Genomic DNA, 19458 nt, shown 5'->3' with positions numbered 1-19458 from the left:
TGTTGTTATTCATATCGAATGCCTTCTGATAATTGTAGAAGCACCGGCCAATTTTTAATATGTAGCTTTTCTTTATTACGGATAAGGACATGTTGTTCGCTTAACCTTTTCAAAACACGATTTAAGTGACGAGGTGTAGTGCCGATAAGTGAAGCTACTTCATTCGTGTTCGTCGTAAAAAGCTGTTTACCAAATTTTGCATCGGAATAAATGGTACACAGGTATGCAGCGAATCGAGCTTCTACAGGAGCAAGCGCATTAATTCGGGATGCCACAGTACAGGTTTGTAGCTTGTAACTTAACTCCTCTAAAAGCATCTCTGTAAATGGGCTGTAAGTTCTTAAATAGCGCTCATAGATGGTATAAGGTATATAAATAAAAGTAGCTGGATGTATCGTAATAACATCTGATTGGATTGTTTTTTTCTGAAAATATTCGATGTCACCAAGAATTGATACTGGTGAACAAAATCGCAGGAGAAGCGATTTTCCTGTTACTTCATTTGTAGTTACACGATATTTCCCTTCTGTCAATATATAGAAGCCTGAAGCTTTATCTCCTGTATTGACAACCTGCTGACCTGCTTGAAAGGATATCAATTCTATATACGGTTCTAGATGATCAGGAAATGGAAGCTGAAAGGTTTGGATATAATTCATTAATGTAGTCATTTCGTTCTCCTTCGGGACATTGGTCCTTTTTATTATAACAAAACAGGATTATACTGTAAGCGAGGTGAAAGAAATGATTTTTGTATTTGATTTAGATGGTACGATTTGTTTTAAGGGTGAGTCATTAAGTTATGAGATGCGTGAGGCATTAGATGTTTGTATTCAGCATGGACATGAGATCATATTTGCTTCAGCTCGACCGATTCGTGATTTATTACCAGTTTTGCCGAAGAGATATCGCCATTTTCGAATGGTAGGAGGAAATGGAGCTTTCACATTTGAAAATGGAAAAATGCATGTGCGCACGTTTACTCCTAACTTAGTTTTAAAAATAAAGCGATTAATTGAAAAGTATCACTTAACCTATTTAGTAGACAGTGATTGGGATTACAGCTATACAGGTGAGGTGCAGCATTCTATATTTCGTAATCTAGACCCTGAAAAGCAAGCTGAAAATAAGTCATTAGACGAATTAAAGATGATAACCAAAATCGTCTTATTTACGACTACTGATGAAATCAAGCATAATTTGAGTCATTTACCTGTACAGATCTATGAACATGGGAGAGAGAATTTGCTTGATATATCTCCATTAGGAATACATAAAATGAACGGATTAAACCAATTGGGAATACAATCAAGGGAATTTATCGCATTTGGGAATGATCAAAATGATTTAGAGTTATTTAGAAATGCTACATATAGTGTTTGTGTAGGAGAACACGCCATGAAAGAATATGCAACAATTTCCATAAAAAAGGAAAATGTTCCCGCTACGATAAGAAATATTAGTGATTACGCCAAGCATTATAATGAAGCTTTAAAAACTTGATGATTATTAACAAGTTATTCCACCATTTTACCTTGCCTGTTGACCCGAGATTCTGTTATATAGATACCTTTATTTCAATCACTTGGGGTCCCCTTCTTCTGTAAACACATATTTCTTTTTCTCCAATAATAAAAGCATCTCCATAGTAGTCGTTTATTTTAGATATGACTCTCGGGGTGCTTTTTCCTCTAGCTCATTTAATTAGGTATCTTCAGATATACAGGTTTTTCTTTTGTGAATTTTGTTGCCTGCGTCTACTACAGAAATACGATTGGGACTGCGTAATAACATTAAATCTTGATATAGACTTCGTGATTTCGTTTCTAATTAGAAAAAAGTACAAAATTATTCTGGATTTTATGCTTCACAAGCATTATAATGATAATGATAATCAATATCAATTAGATAATCTACTGACTTTCTATTCTGTCTTTTAATGATGTAGGAACAGCAAATGTCGTTTGGTGTTGTAGCCAATCATGTTACAGAAGAAGTAGAAATAAAAAAGGAGGCATGGTTACTAGTTGTTTAACTAATTATTGGGCAGGGCAAGTGTGTTCCTTTTTGTTCTAAGGAGTTCATTGGTCAAGGCGACATAATTTCCAAAACAATGTTACCATTCATAGACTATTATATGGCTGCTGTGCCCATATGTAGAAAATACTTCTGATTAAAGCATTTTCCGGGTACAACTTACTTTGTAGGAAAGGTTTTGGTACATATGACCACAAATAGGCAGCTATGCATCGGTTTGTCCTTGTCAACAACATGGATGAAGGGGAATGGCTGGAGACATACAGACAGTGGTGTAGAAAACTTATATTCAAGCGACTTTTATGTGCAATTAGCGAAGATGGCAGAAGAGGCGAAACTTGATTTTATCTTTAGGCCAGATACATTGTTTCTGAACAAAGAGGTACTGGGGAATTCACCTGGCTTTGGCAGCTTAGATCCGACGCTTCTGCTAACTTCGATTGCTCGTGAGACCAACCGAATTGGACTGGTTACTACTGCTTCTACCACTTTCAACTCACCATATACGGTTGCTAGGCAGCTTCAGTCTTTGCAGTGGATTAGCAATGGGCGTGCAGGGTGGAATATCGTCACTTCCATTGAAGGTGCTGGAAATTTCGGGGATGATCCGATGCCGTCATCACCGGAAAGATATCAGAAAGCAAGTGAATTCACAGACATTGTCCGCAAGCTATGGGATAGTTATCCGAACGAATCGCTGGTTATTAATCGTTCTACAGGACAATATGCGGATAAGGAAATGGTTTCTCCGATCAATCATTCCGGTGATTTTTTTAGTGTTGAAGGACCGCTTAATGTACCGGCACATAAATCAGGGACCATTCCTTTGTTCCAAGCAGGCGCCTCAGAATCGGGACGTAACTTTGCAGCTTCGGTAGCGGACGCTATTTTCGCAGCCACTCCAGATATGGCTTCAGGTATTGAATTACGTGATGACCTAAGGAGACGAGCGAAGAAGCATGGACGCCATCCAAGCGCAATACGAGTTTTGCCTGGATTGTATTTTTTCCTAGCCAATACGCGTGAGGAAGCACTAGAACTACATCGGAAAGCGCATGCACATCTAAGTCAAGAGCATAGATATGCTTCAGTAAAATCCATACTTGGTATGGATATCAGTACACTACCTTTAGATCAATCGATAACAGTCGATATGCTACCCGATCAAAATCAATCAGTTCGCAGTAGGACGCATGCTGATTTGTTGCGCAGGTTAATTACACGACAGCAGCCCACAGTGGAAGAACTGTTGTCAAGGCCGGAGGTAGTCGGTTCTGCACATTGGGTCGTCGTAGGAACAGTTGAGGACGCGCTAAATGAAATTACGGAGTGGTTTGAAACAGGTGCTGCAGATGGGTTTATTGCTTTACCAGGAGGCTCGAAAACATCGATGGAACTGTTCTTTAGCGAGCTGATGCCAATGCTAGTTGAGCGAGGGTTGTTTAGGAGTGAATATACTGGGTCTACCTTACGTGAGCATTTAGGTATCACATAAACTGTCACTGAAATAAGTCTGATTGGATATCAGTTTTTATCAGTGAAACAATTAATTGGAAGATAGCTTAGATTTTAAGTATTACTATTATTATAGCGGGAAGGGGTTTAGGAAAGATGAAAAGATTTATGTTCGTTAGTTTAATCGCATTACTAATGGTTGTATTAGCTGCATGTGGAGGAGATAAAGATAGTGAGTCAAGTTCTTCTAATAATAGTGAAGACACGGCTCAAGCAAATGAGGATACTAGCGAGGAAAGCGAAACAAGAACAATTGAGTATCTTGGTGAAGCGTACACTGTACCAAAAACTGTAGAAAAAGTTGTTGTGACAGGAGCAATGGAAGCAATGGAGGATGCTACAGTACTTGATGTAAACTTAACAGGAGCGATATCTGTGGGAGGAGAGTTCCCAGAGATTTATGCTGCAGCGACCGAGGAAGCTGAATCCATTGGAGAAAAACAACAGCCAAATTTTGAGAAGATACTGGAATTGAAGCCAGATGTAATACTTGGAACAACGAAATTTCCTGAAGAAGTACAAGAGAAATTGCAGAAAATAGCTCCAACTATTTTAGTTTCGCATATTTCAACAAACTGGGAAGCTAATTTGAAGCTAATGGCTGAATTAACTGGAAAGCAAGCAGATGCAGAAACAATCTTGTCTGAATATGAATCAGATATGGCTACTGCAGAAGAATCATTAACAGAGAAGCTCCAAGGTAAAAAAGTAGCAGCTATTCGAGTTCGTGGCGGGCAAGTTTTCGTCTATCCAGAAGGTGTATTCTTTAACCCTGTACTATATGATGAACTGGGATTAGAAGTTCCAGACGAGGTGAAGAAAGCGAAAACACAAGAGGCAATATCTGTTGAACAACTAGCTGATATGAATCCGGATTATTTATTTGTGCAATTCTCTACTAGTGAAAATGAAGAAAATGAAACTGCCTTCGAGGAAATGAAAAAGAATTCGATTGTACAAAACATCAATGCATTTAAAAATGATCACGTGTTTGTGAACGTAGTTGACCCACTAATGGAGGGTGGTCCAGCTTATAGCCGAATTGAATTTTTAAAAAATGTACAAGAACATCTGGAAAAATAATGTTACGTTTTAATTTGTAGTTTTAATAGAGTCTATAGACTTAGTAGGATTCATAAGTTAAGGTCTATGTCTAATAGAATCTTCTATTAAATTTATTCCATATAGTATATTTTTATATATAATTATCCATACTATAAATGGAAGGAGGGGACAAGCCCCTCTTCATAGCAGTGCCCATAATTGTTTGATGAGTAGGATTGTCATAATTATGGGCCAAGTTTTTATCAATATAATATTCTCTTTGACTTGAATATATATCATCCACATCCCTCCTTTGCTTTTGTATATATTATCTCCAGAAAGATTATTTTTGATTCAATTATGGGACGAAGTTATTAATATTTTTTGTATCGATTACGTGAAAAAAAGACTTTATATGTTGACGAGATAGCAGTCTTAAGCCTTTTGGTTTACGGCTGTTTTTCAATATTTCATTAGAGGTTTTGAAGTTTATGTTAAACTGAATGCTTCCATATAGGAATTATTAAAAATCAATGCTAGTATTGAATAAGACAGAAAAAATGGTTGGATGGAAGGGATATTGATTGGTCTTTGTTATTTGTATACTTATAGGAATTTTGACAGCTTTTGTAGGTGGTTTAATGGGGCTAGGCGGTGGAATTATTCTCATTCCAAGCCTATTATTTTTAAACCAGCTTTCCGATGCATTTTCTTGGGCAACCCCTCAAGCTATTGTTGGAATATCATTAGTCTCTATGGTTTTTACCGCCATGTCATCAACTATTGCTTATTACAAGCGTGGACGTGTTGATTATAAAACAGGTCTACTGTTTTTATCTGGTAGTTTACCTGGCGGCATGATAGGGTCTTGGTTAAATCAATTTATTGATGGTGATCAATTTCTACTCTACTTTGGATGTATTACAATTGTCATTTCGCTCCTTTTCTTTATTAAGCGAAAAGAGCCAACAAAGCAGATAAGTAATAACATAAGTGAGATAAGGACATTCGAATTAAATGGAATAACATATCAATATACGGTGTCTAAATGGGTAGCTTTTGTACTATCATTAATAGTAGGAGCTCTGTCTGGGTTATTTGGTATTGGCGGTGGATCCATTATGGTGCCTGCGATGATATTATTATTTGGAATACCGGCGCATATTGCTACTACTACCTCGATGTTTATGATCTTCTTTATTAGCATTATTGGAGCTGGAACACATATTGCTTTAGGGCATATTGAATGGCAGTATGTTTTCTTGTTTATTCCTGGTGCATGGATTGGTGGAAAATTAGGTGCTTGGGTTAACCAACTTCTAACAGGTAAAACACTAGAATGGATATTACGAATTGTATTAATCATTATTGGGATTCGCATGATTTCTCAAGGGCTATCATAAGGAGCATAACATAATGAAAGAGAATATCTATTTTTATTATACGAATGATTTACATAGCAATTTTGATCAATGGTCTCGTGTTACAGGATATCTTAAAGAGACAAGGGATAGTCGACGTAAATTAGGCTGTTCTTGTTGGGCAGTTGATATTGGTGATCATGTAGACCGAGTTCACCCTATATCAGATGCCTTTATGGGAAAAGCAAATGTTCAACTTATGAATGAAGCAGGGTATGATGTCGTTACGTTAGGTAACAATGAAGGTATTACGTTATCGCATCAGGATCTTTTCCATCTTTATGATGAAGCTGATTTTGAAATAGTATGTGCCAACTTACATAGTAGCGATCAAATAGAACCAGCGTGGCTGCAACAGAGTACGATTCTACAATCCGCTCATGGAGTAAATATAGGAGTTATCGGTTTAACGGCACCATTTAATGCCTTTTATCAGTTACTAGATTGGTATGTATCACCTCCATTTGAACAGTTACAACAGGTGATTGATAATGTGAAAAAACAGGCAGACATTGTCGTTCTGCTATCGCATTTAGGGTATAGTGAGGATCAAGAAATTGCCAAAAACTTCCCTGATATTGATGTTATCATCGGCGGACATACACATCATCTGTTGCGTAATGGCGAGTATGTTAATAATACATTAATAACTGCTGCCGGAAAACATTGTCATTATGTAGGAGAAGTTATTCTAACTTGGGACCATGATGAGCATAAACTGAGTCGTAAAGAGGCATACGCGTTGAATATAACTCATTTACCAAAAGATAAAACTACAGAACGAAGAATAGAGCAATTATCTAAACAAGCTACTACCATTCTTGCTAAACCGATTATAGAATTAGCATATCCTTTAGAGGTAAATTGGTTTCAGTCAACGCCAATATTGCAGGCTTTAACAGAATCTATTAAGAAACAAACAGAGGCAGATTGCGCCATGCTAAATGCTGGACTCCTATTAGAAGGTTTACCTGCTGGTAAAGTGACTTATGGTGATGTACATCGCATTTGTCCGCATCCGATAAATACATGTGTCGTAGAGTTGAATGGTGACGAATTACTGGAGGTAATAAGAGCATCACAAACAAAAGAATTTATGCAATTACAATTAAAGGGTTTTGGTTTTCGCGGAAAAGTATTAGGTAAAATGGCGTTTGCTGGACTTGAAATGGATATGGAGGAGTTAAAAAATGGGGAGTACTTTGTAAAACAGGCATTTTTAGGGTCTTATCCATTAGATCCAGAAAAAACGTATACGGTTGCTACTGCGGATACGTTTACATTTGGCAGGCTGTTACCTGAAGTTGCTAAATCAGAAATCAAACAATATTATTTACCAGAATTCTTAAGAGATATATTAGTTTATACATTAAAAGAAGGATTTAAGGATTAAGCGTTTAGGCTTTTGTGACAATAGGCCCTTCATTTGCATATAGATATGAAGAAGAGAATGAAGGAGGCCATACACGTTTATGATTACAGTAAACCCGCTAGAAGTAGATGGAATCTTTTTTACGGCTATCGTTGTAGAATTACCAAAAACGAACTTGTTAATTATTTCGAATGAAGTCGGTTATATCATGTGTGCAGCTCTAGATGTGGATATATTAAATGAAAAATTAGCAGATCGAAAGGTAGTAGCTGGTCGTGCGGTAGGTGTTCGGACAATTGATGAGCTTTTGCATGCACCGTTACAAAAAATAACAGATGCATCCAAGCAATATGGTTGGGAAGAAGGAATGATAGGGAAAGATGCATTGATCCGAATCTCTTAGCTGTCGAGACAGGGAAAAAATTATTACTTTATTCACATCGTAATCCGAACGAATCAGTTCAGATTATTTGTTTACTCGCGCTCACCGCTCCAGCAAAATATTACGCTTTTTGCGGACATGGCTTCAGCTTCCTTGGATAGCAAAGAGCGTTTTGCTGCGCGGGGTCTTTAGCTTGCGCTGTTCCCACAGGATATGGAAGACTTCGGTAGCGATACATCGTACACAGAAAAAACGCTCTGTTTTCAAAGCGCCTACGGATTTTGACTGCGCCATGTAGTAACATTTTGTTTTATCGTTCGGCTTTTGGACTAACTATTTTCGTTTCGTACCAGACACTTTTTTACATCCTACGACCTACCATATAATGATGAATACGTTTCTTAAGAATCATAGATTTATAAAGGAATAGGTATAGATATTTCACGTATGTTCTGGTACTATTTGATTAGATTTATGTTAAAATAAGTGGATTTATGTAATTGAATGGGTGTAAATAACTATATATGTGTGTTAGGAGAACATAATGAGACTTGCTAATACAAGATCAATAGAACCAGGCGCTATTCTAGCAAAAACAATATATAATGAAAGTGGCGTCATTCTGGTAAATAAAGGTGTTGCCTTAACAAAGCAGTTTCTTGATAGACTAGTAAAGCACGGGATTACATACATTTATATTGAGGATGAAGAAATGAAGGATATAGCGGCAATGCCGACCATTTCAAAATCACTCAGACGAGAGGCTTCAGAAACGATTAAGGAAGTATTTCTTTCCCTACAGCATAATGGATTGACAAACCGATCTTATATCCTTGATCAAAAAGGATCGGAACTTTCAGTGATTGTTCAGCAAATCACGAATGAGCTGCAACAAAACGAACAGTCATTATCATTATTAACCGATATGATTGTATCGGATAATTATATATTTCAACACTCTTTAAATGTAGCCATTTATGCACTGGCTATTGGTGTTAAGTTAAAGCTATCTAATAAGCAATTAGAAGAAATAGGGATGGCAGCAATGCTGCACGATGTTGGAAAGCTGTTTATTAACCCAGATATATTACAAAAACCAGGAAAATTAACAGAAGAAGAATTTAAAATTATTCAAAACCATACAAGAACGGGATACCGTTTTCTTGTAGGTCAGGATAGTGTACCTTTTGTTGTATCACTTTGTGCCTTACAGCATCATGAACGGTTGGATGGATCAGGCTATCCACTTGGAATAACTTCTGAATCGATACACAAATATGCAAAATTAATAGGGATTGCAGATGTGTTCGACGCAGTTACAAGTAATCGTGTATATCGTGATCCCATGCTTCCTCACGAAGGTTTAGAAATCTTATATGCCGGATCTGGACAATTATATGATAGAGAAATGATTGAAGCGTTAAAGAGTTCTATTGTTGTTTATCCAAATGGTATTATGGTTGATCTAAATGATGGGAGACAAGGTATTGTTGTAAAACAAAATCCGCATGTTTGCGACAGACCAATTATTCGAATTAACAAGGAGCAAGGGAGAAAATTAGCTAAACCATATGATGTTAATTTAGCTAACGTACTAAATGTGGTGGTTTTCTCATGCAAAATAGATTGAGATTTTTTACATTCTAACCTTCTTGGAACAAGCATATGTTTGTTGCAAGGGGGTTTTTAGATGGGTAGACGATCAGGATTAAAGATAAAAGCAACTTCTCCAGCTAAGGCGATTTTTTTAATGACTTCAATTACATTTGTCATATTAACCTCCCTTAGTATTCTAATAGTAGATAAAGGGATAACTCCTCCACTGATGGAGATAGCCAAAAGGAAGACAGTTGAATTCGCGACTAGAACGATTAATGAAGCTGTGAAGTCAACGGAAAACATAAGCTTTGAAGACTTAATGGACGTTAGTAAAGATGAAAATGGATATCCTACCATTGTTGGTTGGAATGCTTCAGCAGTGAGCAGAGCATTGCGAGCTGCTACCATTAGAGCGGAATACTTTTTATACGGAATGAACAAAGGAGAAATGTTAAATACGGATGATCCAGATATGGAACCAAAGGATTACGGAGATTCAGCAAATGAACTTGCTGACAAAGATCCAACGGTAGTCGAGATTCCCATCGGTCAAGTGACCGGAAGTACTATTTTAGCTAATTTAGGACCCAAAGTCCCTGTTCATTTTGAAATTGTTGGCAGTATTCAATCAGATATAAAATACGAAATGAAAGAATTTGGTATTAATGCTGCATTGTTTGAAATTTATATACCGGTTACCGTTAATGCACAGATTGTCGTACCATTTACGACCGAGCCTGCGGAAATTACAACGAAGGTATATGTTGACTCAAGGGTACTTATGGGTGATGTTCCAGAATTTTTTGGTGGTGGAGAAGGAAGTAGTGGTCCAAACATAGCCGTTCCCAAGGATGACTTGAATATTGATTAAGTACTTGTTATAATAATTATTATTAGCTAGTTGAATATTTAAACCTTATCAGATCGGTGAGGTAGAGGTGCAATGGATATGATTAATCAGTCGGAGGATGACAACGATGATGATTGATGAAAGGATGTATTGCCGAAGCATAATAAGTGTCTTCCTTATTATTGCTGGTGTGCTTTTGAATAAGAAGTATACTGTCATGCAAGAAGCAATGTGCATGGAGAACTACTGATCGAAATGGAGGATAACGTATATTGTAAAGGCAATGGTAGGTTATTTTCTATCATTGTCTTTTTGTGTTTACAGAGCCCCCATTCTCTGACGCAGCCCCGTTTTCCACGTATCCCATTTTCTTGAACAGTATGTTTTCTTTCATTATTGCAAACAATCATAGTGGAGGTTACAACAATGGAAGGAACAATTTTTTCCCTTATTCCTGCAATATTAATGCTCGTATTGGTATTAGTAACGAGAAATGTATTATTATCTTTAGGAACTGGGATTGTAGCAGGAGCACTTCTCATTCATGATTTTTCAATATGGGATTCCCTAAAGGAAATAGGAATTATTATTTATACTATATTTATATCGGAAGGCTCGCTAAATACAGGTAACCTTCTGTTATTAGGATTTTTACTTTTATTAGGAATAATGACAGCTTTTCTCCAAGCTTCAGGTGGGAGTCGAGCCTTCGGTGAATGGATGATCAAACGTGTAAAAACAAGAGTCGGTGCGCAAGCAATGAGTGCGGTGCTAGGTATTATCATTTTTATTGATGATTATTTTAACAGCTTGGCTGTAGGGCAAATAGCAAGACCCTTAACAGATCGACATAAGATTTCACGAGCAAAGCTAGCCTATATTATTGATTCAACTTCGGCACCAGTTACGGTAATATCACCGATATCGAGCTGGGGAGCATATATCATTGGTATTATTGGTGGCTTATTTGTAGCAAATGGCATCACAGATATAGGACCTTTAGAGGCGTTTATTAAAATGATCCCATATAATTTATATGCATTAGGAGCCATACTACTTGTGTTTTTAGTAGCCTACTTAAAGATGGATATTGGCCCGATGAAAGCACATGAGCAAAGGGCAATTCAGACAGGAGAATTACTAAATCCTAAGCAGGATAGAGTACCGGGAGATTTAACCGATACGTTTGCAGCACATACAGATGGGAAAATCTATCATCTTCTTGTCCCAATTGGTGTTTTGATTCTTGCTACTGTGGTATCCATGCTTGTTACAGGTGCAAATGCAAGCGATGGTAATGTTAGCATTATATCCATTTTTGCAAATACGAATGTTAATCTATCGCTATTTATTGGTGGTACAATCGCTGTTTTAACATCATTTGTTTTTCATGGATTACAAAGGAAACCGAAAAGCAACGCAGGAAAAATTATTGTAGAAGGTTTGAAAACAATGCTTCCTGCTATTTATATACTATTATTGGCCTGGACAATTGGTTCAGTGATAGGAACATTAAAAACAGGGGAGTATTTAGCACAAATTGTAGATAATGCTTCGATTAGTCCGGCATGGTTACCGTTGTTATTCTTCTTGATTGCAGGATTTATGGCCTTAGCTACAGGCACATCCTGGGGGACATTCGGTATCATGCTTCCGATCGCAGCTGAGGTGACAGTAATTACAGATATTTCTATGTTATTACCTTCTATGGCTGCAGTGCTTGCTGGTTCTGTTTTTGGTGATCATTGTACACCAATATCGGATACGACAATTCTATCTTCAACGGGTGCTGGTGCAAATCATATTGATCATGTCTTGACTCAATTGCCATATGCGATTTTGGCAGCTGTTTCAGCTGGAATTGGCTATCTTATAATTGGTTTCACCAATCAAGTCGTATTTCCTTTAATTGCTACACTTGTTATCGTCTTAGCTATTGCATTAATCCTGCACTTTTTATCGAACACAAAGTCATAATACGAGATCGGTGTTATGCTACGAATGATTATGTATCGGGCATGTAACATACAGTAAAATCGCCGGTTTAGAATAGAGACCAATAGGTTATACTCTTACGGTGCTTACAATAGAAAACTTCGCTTGTTGTAGTCAGTTTAAATAACATGGCGATGGTATTCTGTGGAAATAAAAACTTTAAGCTAAAATCCAAGCTGTCGGGAATTTTTTCTCGGCAGTATTTTTATATAGTAGAAAAAATATTGTCCAACTTTTAAAGCTACGAAATGAAGTCTTTGTTCTGTGTGGAGGGAATGTAGCTAGAAGCTTTGTACAAATACCCGAAGAATCTCTAGTGTTACGATGAGGAATCGAGTATTTTTTCTTCTGGAGAAGTAACGAATAACCTAATCTAAAAGCCTATAATAATTGTTTAAAAATATCTAATAACTATATATGCTGTTTTTTTGTTAATTAAAATTAGAAATATCTTGAAATTCAAATAATTCTTTGACATAGTATAAAAGTACCGTTATAATACAAACAGAAATATCTGAAAAAATAAAACTTTAAAAACATTCCTTAAACCAACTATTTTGGTAAGGAAGAGGGGGAGGTATTGTAATGGAAACTCGTTCACAATGGGGGACAAGAGCAGGGTTTATTATGGCTGCTGTGGGTTCAGCGGTTGGACTAGGAAATATTTGGCGTTTTCCAGCTGTCGCTTATGAGAATGGTGGAGGAGCCTTTTTTATCCCTTATCTGTTCGCACTACTAACCGCCGGTATTCCTATTTTGATTATGGAATTTACGATGGGACATAAATATCGTGGTTCTGCACCGCTTACGTATAAGCGAATAAATAAAAAGACAGAATTTATTGGCTGGTGGGCAGTGCTCGTATCGTTTGTTATCTCTACGTACTATTCTGTTATTATTGCCTGGGCAATATCCTATTCTGTTTTCTCAATTAATTTAAGCTGGGGAGCAGATACGGAAGGGTTTTTAATGAATGACTTTTTACATCGTACCGTAGAACCAGGACAAATAGGAAGTCTTGTACCAGGTGTACTTATTCCATTAATTATCGTTTGGGTTGTAGTTCTAGGTATTTTATTTAAAGGAGTTAAGAGAGGAATAGAAATTGCAAACCGCATCTTTATTCCCGCTTTAGTTATTATTTTCCTTATTATTGTTATTCGAGCAATTACATTAGACGGAGCTATGGATGGATTGCAAACATTTTTTTCTCCAGACTTCAGTAAAATATTAGATGGAGAAGTATGGGTGGCAGCATATGGGCAAATATTTTTTAGTTTATCGATTGCCTTCGCTATTATGATCACATATTCAAGCTACTTACCTAAGAAATCGGATATTACCAACAATGCCTTTATTACAGGATTTGGTAATTCAAGCTTTGAGTTACTAGCTGGTATTGGGGTGTTTTCTGCTCTTGGATTTATGGCAGCTCAATCCGGTGTAGAGGTAGAGGAAGTAGTCTCAGGAGGAGTTGGTCTTGCCTTCGTAGTTTTTCCGGCGATAATTAATGAATTCCCAGGACTGAATGGATTATTTGGCTTTTTGTTTTTCGCTTCATTGGTACTTGCTGGATTAACTTCATTGATGTCAATTACAGAGACATATGTTGCTGGTTTAACAGATAAATTCAAAATATCCAGATCAAAGGCAGTTTTATTTGGAGGTGGAATAGCCGCAATTATTTCACTTTTATTTGCGACTCAAGGTGGTCTGTTCTTCTTGGATGCAGCTGACTACTTTATTAATCAATTTGGAGTAGCGCTTATAGGACTTGTTGAAGTAGTGCTTATTGCATGGATTCTTCGTAAAGTAAAGGATCTAAAAACACATGCCAATGCTATTTCTGATATTCGCCTAGGTTGGTGGTGGTCGATAAGTCTAAATGTTATTACACCTCTAGTATTGGGGTATATGATGTTCGATTTATTCCGACTAAACCTAATGAAGCAATTTGACACAGAAACTGGAAATTATGAAGGATATGCAGATATATTTATCGTATTTGGAGGTTGGTTTGTTGCAGCAGCAGCCCTTATTATCGGTATTGTCATGGCTGCTACTAAGTGGAGGTCCGAAGCTAAAGGTGTTAGTGAGCATTCAGAGGAGAGGGAGGCCAAATAACTATGACTGGCAGTGTCATTTTAGTGATGATTCTTAGTATGGTAATTATTTGGGGAGGATTAGCTGCAAGTGTTATGTATGCTGTGAAGAAATCAAAAGAAGTAAAATAAGAAGTGACCTTTTTATCGAATTTGTAGCAGAAAGACTTCCCTTCTCTAGTTGCTATAGCTAGGTGAAGGGAAGCCTTTTCGATTCTAACAGACCTTTGAACGCTTCAATTTATTATTTATTTTCTATCCAGTCTAGGCGAAGAAGTCATATAAGTTTAAATTGACTATCTTGTTAATCTTTTTGTTTCGCAATTCGTTCCCATTTACGTAAATAAGGGTATGGATCAAAGGACCATTCGCTTTTGCCGTTATCTTTGTACATACCATAATGTAAATGTGGAGGGAATTTTCCAGATGTTCCCGGCGGTCCATAACCTGTCGAACCAACACTCCCCAGTATATCTCCAGGCTTAACAACTTGACCAACCTTAATATCATCATCGTAACCGTTCATATGTCCATAATAATGATAAATATTATAAATATCACGAATACCGATTCTCCATCCTCCATAGAGATTCCAGCCCATCATTTCTATAACACCATATGTTGTTGATTTTACAGGTGTTCCATAATTTGCAAAAATATCGGTACCTTCATGAATTCGTAATCCGCCAAATCCTCTTCGGTCACCCCATGTGCTTCTATAACTATAATTGTGAGTTATAGAAACAGGAAAATCCCTATCCGTTAAATTAATATCTTGAAATTCCTTAAACACCTTTGCAGTGTTCATTATCGTCTGTACGGATAAATCCCGCTTATAATAATTCCATAATGCAATCTTTATATCATCCTTCGTTTGACCGTATTCAAGTAAATAATTTGCCATCGTATGAAGAATATCTTCCGAATTTCTCGGGTCGGCTTTTTGATCACCATCGCCATCTTTACCCTTTCCATTGAAAAAGACGATTAATCGTTCATCCTTGATCATAGAAGAATTTCCTAATCCATACCATAATTCAGGTGGCACCTCAATAGAGATAACTTTCTCATCATCTGAATCCTGTTTTTTGTTGCGCTCGTAATTATCAATTGCTGCGAAATAGTACCAAGGAATTTGACTTAAAGCTTCTGTTTTTTTGAATAATGCCATTCTTTTATCATAAATCGTTTTCTCTTCTGCATGTGCAAATGTATGCGGAAAAATCGAAAATAGAATTATGATCATGAAAAAAAAACGTTTTGCATACAAAATGTTTCACCCTTACCTTACACGCATATTTTCTTTACTTAATAACGTTATAAGTAGCTGATGTTCTGTATTTTTTGTCAAAGTAGTTCTGATTATACAATAAAATAAAAGGGACTAATTGGAATTCCAATCAGTTCCTTTCTGTTTTTGATTACATACCTTTATTACTACCTTGAGGTGATTTTTTCATTTCTTTAATAATGCTCTGAATTGTATTATCATAATCACCTTCTGTTGTACTTAGATTATGCAAACTGTGGATATCATTAATTAAACTTGTATTGTCCGAGACATATACTTTAAAGTATCTAGGCATAACTGACATTGCCGTACGCTTTGCCATATCCGCTGTTCTATCCTGATCATAACGGCCAGATTTTTGGTAAGCAATTAACACTTCTTCGTCCGTTACAAGTGTTGCGACTTCATCGAAAGCATCACCACGCAACATAATTCGCGTAATCATATTCGCCATTTCAGTACGGTCAATACTTACGGAATGATTTTTTTCTGTATTATTTTCCATTTGTTCTTTCGTATAACGCACATAGCCAAGTTTATCATCAGCACCATCTTCTGCCGGAGCTCGTAACTCTTGATTGGGATCTAATTCATTCCGTATTTGGTCTCTTTCATCAATAGCATTGTTATTATTTGCACAACCAGTAATGAGTAGCAAAGAAGTCAGGCCGATTGGTATAAGTGTTCTTGTTTTCATTGCTATCCTCCATTCAAAATATCTTTTCATCATTAGTTTGCAATTTGAGTTGAAAATCATACTATTTTATTTCTGGAGGGTTTTTCGAAAAGATGATAAACTGTAGACACGATATATGGGGGGATTTATATGATAGAGTTGCAAGGGAAAAAATACGAGCTTGTGGAAAATCATAAAAATGGATTTAGTGAGGATATGTTAAAAGAACGGTACTCAGATATATTAGCTAAGTATGATTTTATTGTTGGTGACTGGGGTTATGACCAGTTACGATTAAAAGGCTTTTATGCAGATCAAAACCAAAAAGCACCTGTTGACAATAAGATAAGTGCCTTAGATGACTATTTATATGAATACTGTAATTTTGGATGTGCTTATTTTGTCCTTCAAAAAATTGCTACATAAAAAAGCAGTAGCTCGATGTTGCTACTACTCTTTTCCAAAATCGCCATCAGGATTATTATGTGGGTCATGTGAGCCATCAGCCTGTCTAGGTAAGTCCTTATGACGTTCTCTATCAGGGTAAACAAAAGCACTATCCCGTCGTTGTCCTTTTTCCCAAGGAGTCGATTTACCTTCCACTAGAGCATATTCATTCATTGGAGAACCAAAAGATCCTTCTGGGAATTCCTCAGGAATTAACTTGTCGTGCATACTTTCCACATTGGTAAAGTTTGAATATGTCTTCTTTTTTTCTTTTGCCATCAACTAAACACATCCTTTTCACACAAAATACCAACAACTAATGTAAAGGTGTTGGTATTAGTTTTGACTATATAGTGAGTTGTATGGGTAGAAAATAAAGGCAGTTCGTATGAAATGATGCTAGGATTAAAGCTCACAACGTTTATAGCCTCTGTATTTTTTTTCAAGCATTTTTCCTAATCGAAAAATTGCATCCTCATTTCCTGATTTACTTATTATTTGAACAGCAATTGGCATATTATTTTCATCATTTCCTACCGGTACGGTCAATGCAGGTAATCCCCAAACATTTGCATAGGCTACATAAGGCATGTAAGTGAGAAATGTTCGCCGCATGGAGAATATTTGTCGATAGACTTTTCCATGCTTTAATGCTCCCGTATGATAAATTGGAAAAATGAGTAGCCTATTTTGTAAATACGCTCCCAGAATCTTGTCTCCCTGTAAAATCGTCTCTTCCATCTCTCGAATGCGGCTAATCGATGGTTTAAAAAGCTTTGCTCCAAAAATTGCTTTCGACAGATACGGATGAATCTTAGAGCGTTGCGTTAGTTTTTCTTTAAGAAAAGATTTCAAGAGAAAAGACCTGTCATTGTTAAATGCAGCTTTTTCAATTAATTCACTGCCATTACTTGAGAGCATTTCTTGCCATAATGTAGCGCAGTTATGATACATTGGAGGAATGCGTCGAAAAGTAGAAAACGATCTTGTTAGTACTTTTTCAATATCGTCTAACAGTCTTTTCGTTACTTCATTTAATGGTTGTTCCATATTACTAGGTAAAATTTCTATCTTAAAATTCTTTAGAGAGCAATCATCTATTTCATTTTCGGAGATGCTTGAATAGATAAGTTCCATATCCCGAACGGATTTACCCATTGGTCCAATGCTTAACATTCTATTTTGGATATCATTTGTAACAGCTGGAAAATGCCCATGAGCTGAAACCTGTTTAAAACCGGGCTTAAAACCAATAACGCCATTGAAGTGACTGGGAAATCGAATGGAACCACCAATGTCAGAGCCAATTCCTGCAAGAGCACCTCCTGCTGCTAACAGGGCTCCTTCACCTCCACTTGAGCCTCCACAGGTCCTATTGATATCCCAAGGATTGTTGGTACGACCATATAGTCGATTATCTGTTTCCTGACAAAAACATAAGGCAGGTGTATTTGTCTTACTTAAGATAATCATTCCAGCTTCCTGTAATTTCGATATAACTACTGCGTCTTTTCTAGAAATTAAGTCTTTTCTATGTTCTAGTCCACCAGTCGTTTTCATACCTTTGACATGAATGGATTCTTTTACACTTATTGGGACACCAAATAGAGGGGATAATGGCTCATTATTTTTTAAAAACATATCCAGCTCTTTTGCTTGTTGTAGCGCTTCAACGTACCGATTTTCTACTACTGCATTAATAATCGGATTTATTTGTTTTTGTTTTTCTATATAAACACTAACGATTTCTAACACTGAAAACTGTCTTTCTTTAATAGCATGGGATATAGCTGTAACATCTAAATTAAGTATATCTTCCTTGTTGGAAGAGATCACAGTTCCCATCATCCTTCATTCTCCTCGTATTTAAATTATGCATGAAATTTGCTGTAATTAAAGAACTTCATGTAGGAAGTTCCGAATTTCATCAGCTTCCATAGCTGTCTCATGGAAGATATGCTCTATCTTTCCTGGATCGTTTAAATCCTCTTTTCCTACTACTGTAAATCGATTTTTACGCAAATTGATAATGGTGGTTTTGCTTGGATCATCATCATTCTTTAAAAAAGCAAAATCATAACGCTGTAACTTTCCCATGAAACTTATATAACGCACTTCTTTTGTAACAGTTTCATCTTTAATTAATTCATACTTACTTCCCATCATATCCCTCTTTTCCGAATATTGACATTTTCCTTAACTATATCATGTTTTGCTCAATAATCCTATAATATATGGTATGATAAGATTGTAATTCATAATGGGGGGGTTGTTACATGTATTTTGTAGATAGGAGTAAGATTCAGCAGACGCTTCAATACATGGACCAGGTCATCAATGTATTGAAAATGAACGCTCCAGAAACGTTAATCGATAAATTAAGTTTGGAAAGAGCTGTACATATAGTAATAGAATGTACATTAGATGTTGGAAATATGATGATCGATGGATTTATTATGCGTGATCCAGGTAGTTATAACGATATTATCGATATTTTGTTAGATGAACAGGTTCTTCCTAAAGATGAGGAAACTGCTTATAAAGAATTAATACAGCTAAGAAAAGTGTTGGTAACCGACTATACAAACATCGACCATAACAAGTTAATACATACGATTCAAGCTAATTATCATGTATATAAACAATTTTCAGCACATATAAGAGTGTACTTAGATAATGAACTAGGAGTAGCTAACGCTTTTTCAAATGAATCATAGGGGTGATACG

At 36.5% G+C, this 19458-nt stretch carries 19 protein-coding genes and 1 riboswitch; of the genes, 13 read left to right on the top strand and 6 right to left on the bottom strand.

Features of this window, described 5'->3' with window-relative positions; translation table 11 throughout:
- Positions 1–5 precede the first annotated feature (5 nt).
- A complete protein-coding gene (locus JUJ52_RS05895; protein WP_205388762.1) occupies positions 6–671 on the bottom strand; it encodes a Crp/Fnr family transcriptional regulator in 666 nt (221 codons plus the stop codon).
- 73 nt (positions 672–744) lie between these two features.
- On the opposite strand from JUJ52_RS05895, the gene JUJ52_RS05890 reads away from it, so the two are divergent.
- From JUJ52_RS05890 to JUJ52_RS05840, 11 genes are all read left to right on the top strand, one after another.
- Complete coding sequence (locus tag JUJ52_RS05890) at positions 745–1503, top strand: HAD-IIB family hydrolase (protein WP_205388761.1); 759 nt, start codon at positions 745–747, stop codon at positions 1501–1503.
- Positions 1504–2224: 721 nt separating this feature from the next.
- Complete coding sequence (locus tag JUJ52_RS05885; RefSeq protein WP_121605578.1) at positions 2225–3532, top strand: NtaA/DmoA family FMN-dependent monooxygenase; 1308 nt, start codon at positions 2225–2227, stop codon at positions 3530–3532.
- Between the two features lie 116 nt (positions 3533–3648).
- Entirely contained in the window at positions 3649–4635 is a 987-nt protein-coding gene (locus JUJ52_RS05880; protein WP_026681560.1) for an ABC transporter substrate-binding protein, read from the top strand.
- 545 nt (positions 4636–5180) lie between these two features.
- Positions 5181–5999 (top strand): sulfite exporter TauE/SafE family protein, encoded by an 819-nt coding sequence (locus tag JUJ52_RS05875; protein ID WP_205388760.1) that lies wholly within the window; start codon positions 5181–5183, stop codon positions 5997–5999.
- 13 nt (positions 6000–6012) lie between these two features.
- On the top strand, positions 6013–7410 hold the full coding sequence (locus JUJ52_RS05870; RefSeq protein WP_166529779.1) for a bifunctional metallophosphatase/5'-nucleotidase: 1398 nt from the start codon (positions 6013–6015) through the stop codon (positions 7408–7410).
- Between the two features lie 79 nt (positions 7411–7489).
- Positions 7490–7792, top strand: coding sequence for a YunC family protein (locus tag JUJ52_RS05865; protein ID WP_026681557.1), 303 nt, complete (start codon positions 7490–7492; stop codon positions 7790–7792).
- A gap of 523 nt (positions 7793–8315) precedes the next feature.
- The gene (locus tag JUJ52_RS05860; protein ID WP_205388759.1) at positions 8316–9401 is read left to right on the top strand and encodes an HD-GYP domain-containing protein; all 1086 of its coding nucleotides are present in this window, start codon (positions 8316–8318) and stop codon (positions 9399–9401) included.
- Positions 9402–9461: 60 nt separating this feature from the next.
- A complete protein-coding gene (yunB, locus tag JUJ52_RS05855; protein WP_026681555.1) occupies positions 9462–10241 on the top strand; it encodes a sporulation protein YunB in 780 nt (259 codons plus the stop codon).
- A gap of 54 nt (positions 10242–10295) precedes the next feature.
- Positions 10296–10474, top strand: a riboswitch (Lysine riboswitch).
- 172 nt (positions 10475–10646) lie between these two features.
- Positions 10647–12197 (top strand): Na+/H+ antiporter NhaC family protein, encoded by a 1551-nt coding sequence (locus tag JUJ52_RS05850; RefSeq protein WP_121605574.1) that lies wholly within the window; start codon positions 10647–10649, stop codon positions 12195–12197.
- Between the two features lie 603 nt (positions 12198–12800).
- The gene (locus JUJ52_RS05845; protein ID WP_205388758.1) at positions 12801–14339 is read left to right on the top strand and encodes a sodium-dependent transporter; all 1539 of its coding nucleotides are present in this window, start codon (positions 12801–12803) and stop codon (positions 14337–14339) included.
- A gap of 2 nt (positions 14340–14341) precedes the next feature.
- The gene (locus JUJ52_RS05840) at positions 14342–14449 is read left to right on the top strand and encodes a methionine/alanine import family NSS transporter small subunit (RefSeq protein ID WP_121605573.1); all 108 of its coding nucleotides are present in this window, start codon (positions 14342–14344) and stop codon (positions 14447–14449) included.
- A gap of 172 nt (positions 14450–14621) precedes the next feature.
- Here the strand turns inward: JUJ52_RS05840 and JUJ52_RS05835 are convergent, their stop codons facing one another.
- Positions 14622–15590, bottom strand: coding sequence for a M23 family metallopeptidase (locus JUJ52_RS05835; RefSeq protein WP_374488124.1), 969 nt, complete (start codon positions 15588–15590; stop codon positions 14622–14624).
- Between the two features lie 148 nt (positions 15591–15738).
- On the bottom strand, positions 15739–16305 hold the full coding sequence (locus tag JUJ52_RS05830) for a YhcN/YlaJ family sporulation lipoprotein (protein WP_026681551.1): 567 nt from the start codon (positions 16303–16305) through the stop codon (positions 15739–15741).
- 129 nt (positions 16306–16434) lie between these two features.
- Between JUJ52_RS05830 and JUJ52_RS05825 the strand changes: the two genes are divergently transcribed.
- Entirely contained in the window at positions 16435–16710 is a 276-nt protein-coding gene (locus JUJ52_RS05825) for a YutD family protein (RefSeq protein WP_026681550.1), read from the top strand.
- Positions 16711–16734: 24 nt separating this feature from the next.
- Here the strand turns inward: JUJ52_RS05825 and JUJ52_RS05820 are convergent, their stop codons facing one another.
- The 3 genes from JUJ52_RS05820 to JUJ52_RS05810 form a co-directional block, all read right to left on the bottom strand.
- Positions 16735–17010 (bottom strand): hypothetical protein, encoded by a 276-nt coding sequence (locus tag JUJ52_RS05820; protein WP_026681549.1) that lies wholly within the window; start codon positions 17008–17010, stop codon positions 16735–16737.
- 126 nt (positions 17011–17136) lie between these two features.
- The gene (locus JUJ52_RS05815) at positions 17137–18579 is read right to left on the bottom strand and encodes an amidase (RefSeq protein WP_226983534.1); all 1443 of its coding nucleotides are present in this window, start codon (positions 18577–18579) and stop codon (positions 17137–17139) included.
- 45 nt (positions 18580–18624) lie between these two features.
- Entirely contained in the window at positions 18625–18894 is a 270-nt protein-coding gene (locus tag JUJ52_RS05810) for an SAV0927 family protein (RefSeq protein WP_026681547.1), read from the bottom strand.
- A gap of 113 nt (positions 18895–19007) precedes the next feature.
- Here JUJ52_RS05810 and JUJ52_RS05805 point away from each other — a divergent pair, with 113 nt between their 5' ends.
- The gene (locus JUJ52_RS05805; RefSeq protein ID WP_026681546.1) at positions 19008–19448 is read left to right on the top strand and encodes a DUF86 domain-containing protein; all 441 of its coding nucleotides are present in this window, start codon (positions 19008–19010) and stop codon (positions 19446–19448) included.
- The last annotated feature ends 10 nt before the right edge of the window (positions 19449–19458 follow it).

The sequence above is a fragment of the Virgibacillus sp. AGTR genome, from assembly GCF_016919725.2.
Lineage (GTDB): Bacteria > Bacillota > Bacilli > Bacillales > Amphibacillaceae > Virgibacillus > Virgibacillus salarius.
This window is presented reverse-complemented; position numbering and strand designations above follow the sequence as displayed.

What these genes read in the sequence shown, in the direction of transcription:
- JUJ52_RS05865 (WP_026681557.1), top strand. Translation starts at nt 7,490, where the DNA reads ATGATTACAGTAAACCCGCTAGAAGTAGATGGAATCTTTTTTACGGCT.
- JUJ52_RS05805 (WP_026681546.1), top strand. Translation starts at nt 19,008, where the DNA reads ATGTATTTTGTAGATAGGAGTAAGATTCAGCAGACGCTTCAATACATG.
- JUJ52_RS05880 (WP_026681560.1), top strand. Translation starts at nt 3,649, where the DNA reads ATGAAAAGATTTATGTTCGTTAGTTTAATCGCATTACTAATGGTTGTA.
- yunB (WP_026681555.1), top strand. Translation starts at nt 9,462, where the DNA reads ATGGGTAGACGATCAGGATTAAAGATAAAAGCAACTTCTCCAGCTAAG.
- JUJ52_RS05850 (WP_121605574.1), top strand. Translation starts at nt 10,647, where the DNA reads ATGGAAGGAACAATTTTTTCCCTTATTCCTGCAATATTAATGCTCGTA.
- JUJ52_RS05860 (WP_205388759.1), top strand. Translation starts at nt 8,316, where the DNA reads ATGAGACTTGCTAATACAAGATCAATAGAACCAGGCGCTATTCTAGCA.
- JUJ52_RS05885 (WP_121605578.1), top strand. Translation starts at nt 2,225, where the DNA reads ATGACCACAAATAGGCAGCTATGCATCGGTTTGTCCTTGTCAACAACA.
- JUJ52_RS05840 (WP_121605573.1), top strand. Translation starts at nt 14,342, where the DNA reads ATGACTGGCAGTGTCATTTTAGTGATGATTCTTAGTATGGTAATTATT.
- JUJ52_RS05845 (WP_205388758.1), top strand. Translation starts at nt 12,801, where the DNA reads ATGGAAACTCGTTCACAATGGGGGACAAGAGCAGGGTTTATTATGGCT.
- JUJ52_RS05820 (WP_026681549.1), bottom strand. Translation starts at nt 17,010, where the DNA reads ATGGCAAAAGAAAAAAAGAAGACATATTCAAACTTTACCAATGTGGAA.
- JUJ52_RS05825 (WP_026681550.1), top strand. Translation starts at nt 16,435, where the DNA reads ATGATAGAGTTGCAAGGGAAAAAATACGAGCTTGTGGAAAATCATAAA.
- JUJ52_RS05830 (WP_026681551.1), bottom strand. Translation starts at nt 16,305, where the DNA reads ATGAAAACAAGAACACTTATACCAATCGGCCTGACTTCTTTGCTACTC.
- JUJ52_RS05870 (WP_166529779.1), top strand. Translation starts at nt 6,013, where the DNA reads ATGAAAGAGAATATCTATTTTTATTATACGAATGATTTACATAGCAAT.
- JUJ52_RS05810 (WP_026681547.1), bottom strand. Translation starts at nt 18,894, where the DNA reads ATGGGAAGTAAGTATGAATTAATTAAAGATGAAACTGTTACAAAAGAA.
- JUJ52_RS05895 (WP_205388762.1), bottom strand. Translation starts at nt 671, where the DNA reads ATGACTACATTAATGAATTATATCCAAACCTTTCAGCTTCCATTTCCT.
- JUJ52_RS05815 (WP_226983534.1), bottom strand. Translation starts at nt 18,579, where the DNA reads ATGATGGGAACTGTGATCTCTTCCAACAAGGAAGATATACTTAATTTA.
- JUJ52_RS05890 (WP_205388761.1), top strand. Translation starts at nt 745, where the DNA reads ATGATTTTTGTATTTGATTTAGATGGTACGATTTGTTTTAAGGGTGAG.